The sequence below is a fragment of the Flavobacterium sp. RNTU_13 genome (assembly GCF_046614455.1).
Taxonomy (GTDB): Bacteria; Bacteroidota; Bacteroidia; order Flavobacteriales; family Flavobacteriaceae; genus Flavobacterium.
In genome coordinates this window covers 685,964-700,592 of sequence record NZ_JBKJHB010000002.1, presented here as the reverse complement: position 1 = coordinate 700,592, position 14,629 = coordinate 685,964, and the positions used below count along the sequence as shown (strand labels likewise).

Here is a 14,629-nt window from a genome sequence, read left to right as displayed (position 1 = left end):
TTTTCGTTCGGCATTTGCATAATTTTAGCTTCAGAAATACATATATAGTTCTTAGCAGCGTTTACTGAACAAATGGCTTCAGTACTTTGTGTGGTGACAGGCTATAATTTTGCAACGCTTAAAAATATCATACATGGCTAAACAATGCGAAATAGAAATTCAGTATTATCAAAATCTTTTAAATCGTCATTAAAAAACCGGTAAGATTCTCTTTTCGCGGCAGGTCAAGTTTCTTGCGCAAGCGGTATCGGGCCAGCTCCACTCCCCCATCACTTATATTCATAATTTCGGCAATTTCTTTGGTACTCATGTTCATTAACAGGTACGTAGCCAAGTCCATTTCGCGCGGTGTAATAGCCGGGTATTTTTCTTTGAGCCTTTTTAGAAAGTCAAAGTGCACGTTACGTATGTGCTTTTCCAGGTTATTCCAACTTTTATCTGTATTTAGCTCTTTGCTTATTGTTTTATTTAATTTATTAAACTGCAGGCGTGTAGCCTCATCCATTTGTTCTGGATTAATATCTTTCAGCTTGTTAATAATACCATTTAACATCTTATTCTTTTTAACCACCTGCAACGAGTTGTTTACAAGCTCCTTATCTTTTGTAAGTATCTTTACTTTAAGCTGCTCGTTTTTAAGCCTTTCAATTTCCTTTTCTAGTTCATACTGTTCCTGCCTGATTTTTGTCTCTCGTTCCAGGTACAGGCGTCGCTGTTCCAGGGTTTCGTAATAGCGGCTTTGGCGCATTTTTAGTTTTACCCTCCTGCGCCCCAGATAAATCCCTGTACCTATCAACAAAATATAGAAAACATAGGCTACCGGATGCCTGTAAATGGGAGGGTTAATGCTAAAGGAAACCATAACAGGATCTGACTGCTCGCCAGAGCTATTAATGGCCTTTACCGCCATACGGTAACTACCTTCCGAAAGGTTAGTATACTCTTTTACAGGCACATTAGACCAATTACTCCATTTATCATCAAAGCCATCGAGCTTGTAGGAAAACTTTATATTTTCAGGGTTGTCATACGCCGGCGAGGAAAAATTGAACTTTACACTATTATATTTATAAGGTACAGCAGCAGGTTGTATATTAGGCTTGTTCCCGGTGTACAGCGTGTCGTTGTCAAACGAGAAACTTTTAATAAACACCTTTGGCTTGTCGGCATTACCGTAGTATAATTTGGGGTTATAATGTGCCAAACCTTCTGTTAGGCCAATAAAAATATTCCTTTCATCTATGGTATTTACCGATTCAAAAAAGTACACCAGGTTACCTGTAACTGCCGAAAACGGAGAACGTACATCTTTATACGTACCGTTTGGCTGTTTCATGAGCATACCCATAGATGACTCTGCGTAAAAATAGCAGATGTTACCTTTATTATCTTCAAAACAATAACGCAACTTAGGCAGTTTACTAAAAATGCCAGACATGTTCTTGTCTTCCACAAAACGATCGTTTGAAGCGTCATACAGGAAAAAACGATTCTGCCCCTGTACATATATTTTACCGTTAATCATTTGTGTACTGGTTATGTTCTTTACCGATTTAGACAACCCTTCATACGTAGCAGTAACCGTAAAACGCTTCATATCATTACTGAGCTTCAGTCGGTATAGCGTAAAGTTTTTTAAAAGCCACACGTTTTGCCCATCGGTAACAAAGCGGCTGTCACTTACGTTAAACCCATCTATTTGGTTACGGTACTGCCACCCTTGCGGCGTTTTTTCTAATATGGCAAACCCGTGGTAGTTACTGGCCATTAAGTAATTAGGTTTTCCGGGAATTTTCTTTAGGCCCAAATATCCCCTACGATCATCGAGCCAGCGGCCGGGCTTGCCATTTACAAGGGTAAAGAGCCCCCGGTTGTGCAAGCAAAGCATTTCATTATCTACAACCTCCAGCCCCCACGCCTGCCCTGTGGTGCCTGGTAAAAATGTAAAGTTATCTTCCTTAAAGGGCTGTTTCCATGAGTGGCTAAAAACACCTTGGTTTGTAGCAACATACAAATTACTTTGATACACCGCCGAAGCGTAGACCGAACTAAGATCAAAACTTGTACCCAGGTATGTGAACGGAGAATTAATATTCAGGTACGCTATACCGTTATCCAGCCCCAGCCAAAGATTGCCGGATGAATCAAGACAGGAGCTTAGTGCCGTATTGTTTAGCAAACCCTTCTTATTATTAATATGCTGAATTATATTGCCACTCATATCGCATATTATAATACCGTTTAATACGGTGTTAAGTTCTATAAAACGTTCATTTAAAATGCGACCGCCTAAGCTGCTGTTCTTCGCTACAAATGAAGATGCCTCGCATTTCCAGGGAGTTACCTGCCTAAAATCGTACAGGTAAATCCCCTTATCTATTGTTATAACCAGTAGGCGGTTACCTGTATACGGCAATATGCCCCATACTTCAGTATTGTTAAAAACCTCAGTATTAGGTAAGGAAGTAAGCGTACCATTGCGGTATTCCAACAAGCCGGCAGCAATATCCTGAAAATAAAGGGTATTGTTTAACACAAACGAAAACTGGAACCTGTTAGGTGCCTCCAGTACGGTTATTTTTCCGGACTTATATATGTAGGTGCGAAAAAAAGTTTGAAATATTACCTCGTCGCCAAGTATGTGCACTTTCCAAACAAAGTCGATGATTTTCTTGGAATTAGGGGTAGCGAGTTTAGATATGGAATGATACACCAGTTTTCCCTTTGCGTTTGCTTCAAAGTAGCCAAACTCATTGTACCCACCCACATATATACGCCCGGACTTATCTACCTTTAAAGAGCGCACGGTAGCGTTAGGTATTGGGTATTTAGTCCACGATGTGCCATTATACTGCAGCATACCCTCGGTGTTGGCAAAGTACATATTACCACGGCTATCCTGCCCCATTTCCCAGTTTTGAGCCCCCCCTAAATAGTCCGACTTTTTATAGTTTATAATTTTAGGCAAGCCTATGTTCTTAACCTGCCCGTTACAAAACGTGGTAGCAAATAGTGTAAGTAATAAAAAAAACGTAAACCTGCTGTTCATATCAAAAAACCAATTTTAAATCAGGTTAAAGTTACCTAAATAAAAAACATCTACATAAAACGTTGTAGTGGCAGGTAATTTCAACTCGGTTTTATGCCTAATTTTAGGTAAAAAACCTGCCTGTTTCAACGTTTCAAAATCAAGCAAAAACCCTCAAAAACACCTCAAAAATTAAGGATTAACAAAAACATAACACATTGACATATAATCAACTACAACGTTGTAATAGTAGTATTAAATTTTGTAAGGGTATTTTACACAAAGTTAAGATTTTAACAAAGATAAAAAAATATTTTTTTTAATTGATTTTCAATTCATTATAAAATATTTGATGGGTTTTTATATAGTTAAAAAAAACAAATTGATGAGTTTTTGTAGTAAATTATGGATGATAAAACACGAAAAATAGACGTATAATTGCTCATTATTAATAAATAATCAACCCAAATTTTAATGAGTATGAAATTATTAAAATTACGTTTTTTTCATGTAATTTGTCTGCTCTTCGCGCTTACCTCATGGGCGCAGGAATCTGTCGTTTCGGGACAGGTAACAGACGAAACCGGATTGCCGGTCCCGGGTGCCTCTATTTATGTAAAGGGAACCCAAAATGGTGTATCATCTGACATAGATGGTAAGTACCAAATTAAAACTGACAACGGGGCTACGCTTCAGTTCAGTTTTGTTGGCTACGCTACGCAAGAGGTAGCTGTATCCGGCAAAAAAGAAATTAATGTACAACTTGTACCGTCTACTAATGTACTTGAAGAAGTTGTTGTTGTAGGTTATGGTACACAAAAGAAATCGGTGGTTACCGGTGCAATTTCTTCTGTAAAAGCAGAACAACTTGAAAACCTTCCTTTAACCCGTATAGAGCAATCTCTACAAGGTAGGACTTCCGGTGTTACTATTTTTGCAAACTCTGGCCAGCCAGGCTCGTCTGCCACAGTACGTGTAAGGGGTGTAACGTCTTTTAGAGCAGATGCTAACAATCCACTATTTGTTGTTGACGGTGTTGTGATGGATAACATTAGCTTCATCAGCCAGTCAGACATCCTTTCAATGGAAGTACTAAAAGATGCAGCTTCTGCCGCTATCTACGGTACCAGGGCAGCTAGTGGTGTTATACTTGTAACTACCAAAAAAGGTAAATCAGGTAAAATTTCTGTTACTTACAACGGTTTTGGTGGCGTATCTCGCGCAGCACGCAAGCTAGACCTGCTGAATGCAGAGCAGTATGCTGCTTTAAGGAACGAGCAATATGCTAACGGTTATAACGGAGTTGGTGACTTTAAACTGCCTTACCCTAATGTAGGCACATACGGTAAAGGTACAGATTGGCAAAGCAAAATATTTAACGATAGCGCAGCACGTCAGCAACACGAATTTAGCTTGAGCGGCGGTAACGATAAATCTAACTTCTTTGCTTCATTTAGTTACACAGACCAGGAAGGTATAGTAACTTCGCAAATATCTAACTACCTGCGTAAAACCCTTAGGTTAAACTCTAACCACAAAGTAACAAGCTGGTTAAACGTAGGACAAACATTTACCTATTCTCGCGAAAAAACAGTAGGTTTAGGTAATACTAATGGTGAATTTGGCGGCCCTCTTGCTTCTGCCATTAACCTTGACCCTACTACACCTGCAATTGTTACAGATCCTTCAACAAGGCCAAACCCTAGCGATTATTCTCAGACGTTTGCTGTAAAAGATGCCGCAGGTAACTATTATGGTATTTCTGATGCTGTACAGCAGGAAATGACGAACCCACTTGCGTATGTACAAACAAGGCTTGGTAATTACGACTGGGCAGACAACATACTGGGTAGTGCTTTCGCTGAAATAACTCCTACAGAAGGTCTTAAGTTCAGAAGCCAGGTAAGCGGTAAACAGGCTTACTACGGCTCAGAGAGCTTTACGCCAAAATCGTACATGGGACCAAACAGCAACACACTAAGAAACAGCCTTTTCAGGTCTCAAAACCAATCGTTCCTTTGGAACATAGAAAACACTGTATCTTACTCTAAAAATATTGCAGGCCACAACTTTACAGTACTTGTAGGTCAGGGTGCTTATGTAAACAACATAGGCTACGGTCAGGGTACTACTTATTACAACCAGCCGGTAAACAACCATGCTGATGCATCATTTAACTGGAGTACTCCGGCTTCAGATATTCAAAGCTACGCTTTTGATACCGCAAAAAATACGCTAAGTTCTGTATTTGGTAGGATTACATACGATTATAAAGAGCGTTACCTGCTTACGGCGATTGTTCGTAGAGACGGTTCTTCTAAGTTTGGTTCAAATAAAAAATATGGTGTGTTCCCATCATTCTCTTTAGGTTGGAACATTAATAAAGAACAATTCTGGAAAGAAAACGACTACGTAAACCAGCTTAAACTTCGTGGTGGTTACGGTGTAACCGGTAACGACAACATTGATCAATTCGGCTATCTTTCACTTGTAGGTGGTGGTTATAACTATACAGTTGGTAATCAAGGTAACGTAGCTATAGGTAATACCCTGATACGCCCTAGTAACCAATCCCTAAGTTGGGAAGAAACGACGATGACAAACGTAGGTTTTGATGCTACCTTGCTTAAAGACTTTACATTTACTGCAGAGTACTATGTTAAAAAGACAAGCGGCATCCTTCAATATGTAACCATCCCAGGCTACATTGGTGCTTCTAACGCTCCACTAGGTAACGTTGCTTCTATTAAAAACAGCGGTATAGAATTTGAGCTGGGCTACCGTAAGCAAATCGGCGACCTTAAAATCAGTGCAAATGGTAACTTCTCTACACTTAAAAATACTGTAACAAGTGTAGGTGCAGACAGGAAGTTTAATGACGGTCCTGGTATACAATCCTCTGCTTATCCGTTAACCCGTAGTGCTGTAGGTACTTCTTACAACGCATTCTACGGCTTTATTAACGAAGGCATATTCCAAAACCAGGCAGAAATAGATGCTTACGTAGATGCAAGCGGTGCAAAAATTCAGCCTAACGCTGTACCGGGTGACTTTAAATGGGCTGACCTTAACAAAGATGGCCAGATTACAGAAAAAGACCGTACTTACATAGGTAAGCCTCTACCTGATTATACTTACGGACTTACCGTAAACCTTGAGTATAAAAACTTTGACCTTACCGTATTTGGCCAGGGTGTTGGTGGAAACCAAATATTCCAGGGAGTACGCAGGCTGGATATGATTAACAGCAACTGGCAAACAAACGCCCTAAACAGGTGGACCGGCGAAGGTACTTCTAACACCTACCCTAGGCTTTCTACATCAGACCCTAACCAAAACTTCAGCAAGCCGTCTAAATTCTATCTTCAGGATGGCGACTATTTCCGTATAAAAGTGGTTCAGCTTGGGTACTCACTTCCATCAAGCATTATATCTAAAGCAGGACTATCTAAAACAAGGCTTTATGTAACCGGAGAAAACCTTTTAACGTTTACTAAGTATACAGGTTTTGATCCTGAAATCGGTGGAGACGTAATGGGTATTGACCGCGGTTATTATCCTCAGGCAAGATCGTTTATGATTGGTTGTAACTTAGCATTCTAATTAAAATTGTGCGAAAAATGAAATACAGGAACATCAAATTAATAGTACTGGCCGCTATGGCGCTATCTGCACTAAACTCGTGCACCGATAGCTTTGTAGAAGTAGATCCTATAGCTAGTATAGATGAGTCTAACTACTACAAAACAGAAACTGAAGCCTATTCAGGGCTTGTAGCAGTATACGACATTATGAAAAAAGAATCAGGCGGATTTGAAAACATGATTGCCATGCTAAACGCCGGTTCAGATGATTTTTATGCAGGTGGCGGTAGCGCATCAGACGGTGCTGGTATACAGTCGTTCTCTAATTATACCATTAACCCTGCATCATTACCAAACAGTTTCTGGACAGATTACTACCAGGGAATTTTCAGGGCAAACGTGCTTTTACAAAAGCTTCCTACTACAAACATGGATGCTACCAAAAAAGCACGCTTTGTGGCAGAGACCAGAATGCTTAGGGCATACTACTATTTCCAGCTGGTTACCATGTTTAAAAACATACCGCTTATTACAGAGCCGGTTAACCCTACCAGCTATTATAATGTACTGCAGGCTAAGCCAGAAGACGTATATGCGTTTATAGAAAACGAACTTAAAGCTGCTATTACAGATCTTCCTACTACAATAAATGCTGAAACAGAAGCAGGACGTGTATCTCAGGGAGCTGGTAAGGCACTTCTTGGTAAAGTATACCTTTTCGAGAAGAAAAATACCGAGGCAGCACAGATACTTGCCGAAGTAAACGGAACACCGGGCGGAGCCAACCCTTACGGATATTCACTACTAACTGACTTTGCTGACCTTTGGAAAGTAGACAATAAATTTAATTCTGAGTCTATCTGGGAAGCTACGCACACCTCTAAAAGTAATGCTACATGGGGTGCCTGGGGCTCTGGAACAGATGAAGGTAACTCCTTAAACGTAATGGTAGGCCCACGTGGTTACAGTGCTGCTACACCTACTGCACCAAAGTATGAAACAGGCTGGAGCTTTAACACAGTAACTCAGGACCTGCGTGATGCACTAGTAGGCGATACCCGTTATGATGCTACAATTGCAGACCTTAGTAACCTTGTGGCAACAGGGCAGGCTACATATTCTCCGGGCTATATGGATACAGGCTATTTCCTTAAGAAATTTATGCCTACCAATGCAGACCTTACTACAGGAGGTGGTGATGTGGTGCTAAACTACAGGCAAAATACCTACGTAATACGCCTTGCAGATACCTACCTTATGGAGGCAGAAGCACTAGGTGGTACAGGCGCACGCGCACAGGCATTGCTAGACGCCGTACGCAGAAGGGCTAACATGCCGGTAATCACTGTATCTATGGATGCGGTAATGAAAGAGCGCAGGTTGGAGCTTGCGGGTGAAGGACACCGTTGGCACGATCTTATCCGCACAGGACAGGCTGCTTCTAAGCTTGCATCACGCGGATTTGTAGCCGGTAAGCACGAAATATGGCCTATACCGCTAAACCAACTGACTAACACCAAACTAATTCAAAACGATAAGTATTAATTTTTTGGAGCTATGAGAACCAATAATATTATAAAATCAAGCTGCTTTGCTGCCGTTATGGCAGCAGCAGCCCTAACCGTAGGTTGCCAGCCCGATGAAGTAAAATCAGGCAATGCGCTGTCTAACGACGATATTGATGCTTCGTTTACAGTAACGCAGATTGACGGAAACGCTAACAAGCTTAGGCTAACGGGTACTACAGAATCTACAAACAACATTTGGGATTTTGGTAACGGGCCGGTAAAAGCGCCGCAGGTGTACGATATTTTCCTTCCGGATGCTGGTACGTATACCATTACACACAAGGCTATTGGTTCGGGTGGTGCTATGAACACAGCAGTGCAAACCGTTACTGTAGCTACACCAGACCCTGTAGCGGGTAACCTTATACTAAACAACAGCTTTACAGATGGTGCTACAAACTGGACAGTGGCAAACATTAGTGCGTCTGGTGCAGAGTGGACATTTGCTAACGGTACTGCTACCGTATCTGCAAGCGGATGGAACCAAAAAGCTATTTACCAGGCGGTAAACGTAATAGCAGGTAAGCAGTATAAACTGGATATGAAAGTAAGCGGACAAGGCGCACAGGATACTTGGTTTGAAGTATACGTTTCACCAGTACGCCCTGTAGACGGACAAGACTATAACGAAGGTTTTGGTTCTGGCCCTAAGCGTTTTGCGCTTAACACCTGGGCAGGATGTGCTACCGCTCCGTTTAGCGGACTTATTTCAGATGTAGGATGTGGTGAACACACCGGTAATCCTATCACATTTGACACCGATGGTACAGTTTACCTTGTTATAAAATGTGGTGGCGGTAACAGCGGTAACATTACTCTGGATAATGTAGAATTCAGGAGAATCAATTAATTATTCATATAGGGTTAGTTTTGCAATAGCCTGTATTCATTAATTTGACTACAGGCTATTTTTTAACCATATTTTGAAAAACACCACTACAGCCAACTAATATTATCAGCGTAAATTTTATCTACAAAATGAAAAAAAACAGCATACTAGCGCTTTTTTTTGCTTTCGGAAGCATTGCCATGGCACAAAAGGGCAAAACCAATACAACCCAGCCGAAATACTCCGCAGCGGGCAAAAGCGTTACGCTATATACTACGGCAGAAAACACGCAACTACGGTTTACCAAATCAGAAGGTGGTGCTTTTAACAAAGCTATACAGCCCCTGGAAACAGAAATATGCGTATTTGTACAGCCAGATATTACATTTCAGCCTATAATGGGTATCGGTGGCGCAATTACCGATGCCTCTGCCGAAGTATTTGCAAAGTTGCCTGCCGATAAGCAAAAAGAGTTTTTAAAAGCGTATTTTGACACTACAGATGGTATAGGCTACTCTATTATCCGTACAAACATTCACAGCTGTGATTTTAGCAGCGACAGTTATACGTATATAAAAGAGGGCGACGCCTCGCTTAGCTCTTTTAATATAGACCACGACAGGAAATATAAACTGCCGCTAATAAAACAGGCTTTAAAGGAAGCCGATAACAAAGTTACATTTTACGCAAGCCCGTGGAGCCCCCCCGCTTTTATGAAAAGTACCGGTAATATGCTTAAAGGTGGCAAACTGTTACCGCAGTATTACCAGGCGTGGGCTAATTACTACGTAAAATTTATTGCCGCCTACGAAAAAGAAGGAATCCCTGTGTGGGGTATTTCCCTGCAAAACGAGCCTATGGCTACACAAACATGGGAATCTTGCGTGTACACAGCTGAAGAAGAAAGAGATTTTTTAAAAAATTACCTGGGTCCTACGGTTCGTAAAGCCTACAAAGACAAAAAAATAATTGTTTGGGACCACAACCGCGATCTTTTGTTTCAGCGTGCCAATACCATACTTAGCGATCCTGAAGCGGCTAAATATGCCTGGGGCGTAGGTTTCCACTGGTACGAAACATGGACGGGGGCAAAACCACTGTACGATAATGTGAAAAAAGTACATGAGGCCTACCCAGCCATAAACCTTATGTTTACCGAAGGCTGTGTAGAAAAATACGATGCTTCTAAAATGATGCTTTGGGCAAATGGCGAACGCTATGGCGAACAAATGATTAACGACTTTAACAACGGTACTACCGGCTGGACTGACTGGAACATTCTGCTCGATGAAAAAGGCGGGCCTAACCACGTAGGTAACTTTTGTTTTGCCCCTGTACACGCTGATTTAACTAAGGGAGAGGTTATTTACACCCCGTCTTACTACTACATAGGGCACTTCTCTAAGTTTGTTAAACCCGGGGCAAAAAGGCTAAGCTCGGCGGTAAGCCGCAGCACACTGCAAAGTGCTTCGTTTAAAAACCCTGACGGAAAGGTGGTAACCGTAGTTATGAACGCGTCAGACAACGCCGTTCAGTACCACCTTATGATTGCTAACAGCAAAGCAACGTTTATCATTCCGGCACACGGAATACATACTTTGGTATATTAAAAACAATAAACAACCAAAAAACGATTTATGAAAAAAGTAATACTATCGTTACTTATTAGTGTTATGATTCCTGCTATGGCGTTTAGCCAGGGCTTTTTGCACCAGCAGGGACAAAACATTGTAGACGGTAACGGAAATACGGTTATCCTGCGCGGGCTGGGCCTTGGCGGATGGATGATTCAGGAAGGATACATGCTGCAAACAGCAAGCTTTGCAGGCACACAGCGCGAAATCCGAAAAAAAATATCAGATCTGGTAGGCGAAACCAATACGGAGACGTTCTACCAAAAATACCGGGACAATGGTATTACAAAACGTGATATTGATTCGCTTAAAGCCTGGGGATTTAACTCGGTTCGTTTACCTATGCACTACAATCTGTATACATTACCTATAGAAAAGGAACCTGTAGCAGGGCAGCAAACCTGGCTGGATGAAGGCTTTAACCGCACAGACCAGTTACTGCAGTGGTGTGCAGCAAATCAAATGTACCTTATACTGGATATGCACGCTACACCGGGCGGACAGGGTAAGGATGCTAACATATCTGACTACGACCCGAGCAAACCATCGTTATGGGAAAGCGAAGCTAACAAGCAAAAGCTGGTGGCACTATGGAGAAAACTGGCAGAGCGCTACAAAGACAGCCCTTGGATAGGTGCTTACGATCTTATAAACGAGCCTAACTGGAACTTTACCGGTACCAACCAAAACGGATGCGACGAGGGCAACAACAGCCCACTACGCAGCATAATGGTGCAGCTTACGCAAACCATACGCGAGGTAGATCAAAACCACATGATTATTATAGAGGGTAACTGCTGGGGTAACAACTACGCCGGTATTATGCCCCTTTGGGATAATAACATGACGCTAAGCTTCCATAAATACTGGAACAGCAATACACAAGATGCCATACAGGGGTTACTAAACCTACGCAGCCAGTACAATGTACCATTATGGCTGGGCGAAAGTGGCGAAAACGGAAACGTATGGTTTAGGGATGCGATAAAACTGGTTGAAGACCTGGGTATAGGATGGTCTTGGTGGCCTATGAAAAAGGTAGAAAGCATTTCGGGTATGACCAGTGTGAAGATGCCTGCAGGTTACCAGCAATTACTGGATTACTGGGGGGGTACAGGTACCGCACCATCGGCATCAGCGGCATTTACTACACTAATGCAACTTGCCGAAAATTTTAAGATAGAAAACACCACTGTAAACACCAGCGTTATAGACGCTATGTTCAGGCAGGTACAAACTACCGATACTAAAAAGTATAAAACACACAATTTACCGGGCAAGCTTTACGCTACTGAGTACGATTACGGTACCAACGAATATGCATATAAAGACAATGATGTAGCTACCTACCACAGCGGCGGCGGTACCTATACCGCATGGAACCAGGGCTGGCAAATGCGTAACGACGGTGTAGATATACAAAGCTGTACCGATGCTGTAACCAATGGTTTCCACGTGAGCCATACGGCTCCTGGAGAGTGGATGCAATATACCCTTACAGTAGCTGCAGACACGGCTTATGATATAGACATACGCTATGCGGGTGTGGGTGGAAAGCTTCATTTTGAAGACCAAACCGGCAGGATTTCTGAAATGATAACCCTTGATAATACCGGCGGATACACCACTTGGGGAACAAAAACCTTACTGGGTGTTATACTTAAGGCAGGTACTAATAAATTCAGGATTTACGTAGATGCAGCAGGTTTTAACCTCAACTATCTTGAGTTTAAAAATGCTGTACCGGCATCGTCTGTAGCACTTAAAACTGTAGATGCGGGAACCAATGTTTTGGGTGATAAAATTTTGGTTACGTTTAACAAAGACCTTGCTTCAGGTATCAATTATACCGATAGCAACCTTACATTAAAAGCAAACGGAAACGCTGTAGCCATTACAGCTATTAATACCGTAAGCAGTAACAGCATTATCATTACCCCTGAAAGAGCCTTAAACAATACCGATGTAATTACCCTTACGTACGCAGGCTCTAACCTTGTAGCGGCAGACAATGCCGTACACAGTACCTACACAGATAAGTTGGTAATAAACCGTATAGGGAATGTACAGCAGCTACCTGGCACCATACAGGCAGAAAGCTTTTACGTAAATAACGGACTGGTGCTTGAAAATACTTCAGATACCGGAGGCGGGCAAAATATAGGCTACACCAGCCCCGGGGATTACCTAGACTATCTGGTTAATATAAACCAGGCGGGTAACTACAGAGTGGAGTACCGATATGCAAACCTGCAAACTAACGGTCAGATGTCTATTCAGCTTATTAATGCCGATACGCAAACCATAGAAACCGTTACCCTACCTCCTACCGGCGGATGGCAAACGTGGCAAACAAAAAACACACAGGTTATACTACCGGCAGGCAGGTATTACCTAAGGTTTTTAATTGTATCGCCTGAGTTTAACCTTAACTGGCTGCGCTTTACCTACACAGAGCCAGATGATGACTTTGACGGTATAGGTAACAACGTAGACCTTTGCCCTGATACCCCTGTGGGTGCTGTGGTAGATTTTAACGGCTGTCCGTTATTTACCTTACCACAAAACAACTTTGCCATTACAAACACCGGCGAAACCTGCAGAAATGCCAATAATGGAAGTATAGCGTTTACCACAGCGGCTAACCACAACTATACGGCTACACTTACCGCAACCGGATATAACCAAAGTACGGCGTTTACTACCACGGGGGCATTTACAAACCTTGATGGCGGCACTTACGAGTTGTGCTTTACTTTATCAGAAGCACTTGCCTACCGCCAGTGTTTTACGGTAGAAATAACACAACCGGCAGATCTTTCGGTGTTGTCTAAAATGAACCGCAATGCTAAAACGGTTAGTTTAAATATGGAAGGCGGAAGCCTGTATACCGTTACCGTTAACGGCGTATCTGTAGAAACAAACAACGACACCTACGAGGTTGCGTTAGCACCAGGTGAAAACACCATAGAGGTAAAAACCGATAAAGATTGCCAGGGCAAATACAAAGAAACCTTTGTACTGGATAATAAGGCCCTTGTATTCCCTAACCCGGTAGACAATGTGCTGAATGTTGTAGCGGCCTATGCCGAAAACACAACAGTTGGCATAGAGATATTCGATACAGTAGGTAAACTAATGACTGCTAAGGTTACCGCTTCTCAAACCGACGCCGTTACAATAGATACAGCTGCGCTACAAAGCGGCGTATACATAGTAAAGGTTACGGCTGGCGGTACCACGTCTTACTCTAAAATTGTAAAACAATGAAAAAGAAATTAATATACCTTTCTTTCGCAGCGCTTTTAGGAGCTGCCGGCTGTGGAGGCGACGACAACGGTTCGGCACCGGCTGGTGGTAATGCTGCTTCAGCCCTTTCTGCACCTGCAAACAACACAGAATGCCTTACCGGTACAGATGTATCTGATACCCAAAATAAAGTAACCTTTCAGTGGAATGCCTCCGAAGGTACGCAAAGCTATTACCTATACGTAAAAAACCTTAACACGCAGTCTCAGCTGCAATATAACGCTGCAACCGCTACTTCTTTTGATGTAACCCTTACAAAGGGCACCCCCTACTCCTGGTATGTAGGTGCTCGTAAATCTGACGGTACTACAGTAAAAAGCGATGTTTGGAAATTTTATAATGCAGGAACCGCTACGGTAAGCCACGCCCCGTTCCCGGCAGACCTTGTTTCCCCTGCTATGAGCAGCAGTGTAAACGGGCCGCAAATAAGCCTTAAATGGGCAGGTGCCGATGTGGATAATGATATTAGTGTTTATACGGTATATATGGATACTAACGCTAATCCTGCTACTCAGGTGGGTACTACCTCAACAGCAACAGAATTAAACGGTATAAATGTAGCATCGGGCACTAAGTACTACTGGAAAGTAGTAACTGAAGATGCTGCAGGAAACACTACTGCATCGCAGATATTTCAGTTTAAAGTGTACTAAACGCTTTGCCCTCTTTTTTATAAT

7 protein-coding genes are annotated in these 14,629 nt (G+C 42.2%); 6 read left to right on the top strand and 1 reads right to left on the bottom strand.

Annotated elements, in window-relative coordinates; genetic code table 11:
* Positions 1–178 precede the first annotated feature (178 nt).
* Complete coding sequence (locus ACLI08_RS08120; RefSeq protein WP_411427971.1) at positions 179–3,049, bottom strand: triple tyrosine motif-containing protein; 2,871 nt, start codon at positions 3,047–3,049, stop codon at positions 179–181.
* A 459-nt stretch (positions 3,050–3,508) separates the two neighbouring features.
* Here ACLI08_RS08120 and ACLI08_RS08115 point away from each other — a divergent pair, with 459 nt between their 5' ends.
* The 6 genes from ACLI08_RS08115 (at position 3,509) to ACLI08_RS08090 (ending at position 14,605) form a co-directional block, all read left to right on the top strand.
* A complete protein-coding gene (locus ACLI08_RS08115) occupies positions 3,509–6,631 on the top strand; it encodes a SusC/RagA family TonB-linked outer membrane protein (protein ID WP_411427970.1) in 3,123 nt (1,040 codons plus the stop codon).
* 17 nt (positions 6,632–6,648) lie between these two features.
* Entirely contained in the window at positions 6,649–8,157 is a 1,509-nt protein-coding gene (locus ACLI08_RS08110; RefSeq protein WP_411427969.1) for a RagB/SusD family nutrient uptake outer membrane protein, read from the top strand.
* Positions 8,158–8,169: 12 nt separating this feature from the next.
* Positions 8,170–9,030: a hypothetical protein gene (locus ACLI08_RS08105; RefSeq protein ID WP_411427968.1), complete on the top strand. Its 861-nt coding sequence runs from the start codon at positions 8,170–8,172 to the stop codon at positions 9,028–9,030.
* 128 nt (positions 9,031–9,158) lie between these two features.
* Positions 9,159–10,619, top strand: coding sequence for a glycoside hydrolase family 30 protein (locus ACLI08_RS08100; protein WP_411427967.1), 1,461 nt, complete (start codon positions 9,159–9,161; stop codon positions 10,617–10,619).
* Between the two features lie 27 nt (positions 10,620–10,646).
* A complete protein-coding gene (locus ACLI08_RS08095) occupies positions 10,647–13,913 on the top strand; it encodes a carbohydrate-binding protein (RefSeq protein WP_411427966.1) in 3,267 nt (1,088 codons plus the stop codon).
* The gene (locus tag ACLI08_RS08090; RefSeq protein ID WP_411427965.1) at positions 13,910–14,605 is read left to right on the top strand and encodes a hypothetical protein; all 696 of its coding nucleotides are present in this window, start codon (positions 13,910–13,912) and stop codon (positions 14,603–14,605) included. The genes ACLI08_RS08095 and ACLI08_RS08090 overlap by 4 nt, the downstream gene beginning before the upstream one ends.
* Positions 14,606–14,629 lie beyond the last annotated feature (24 nt).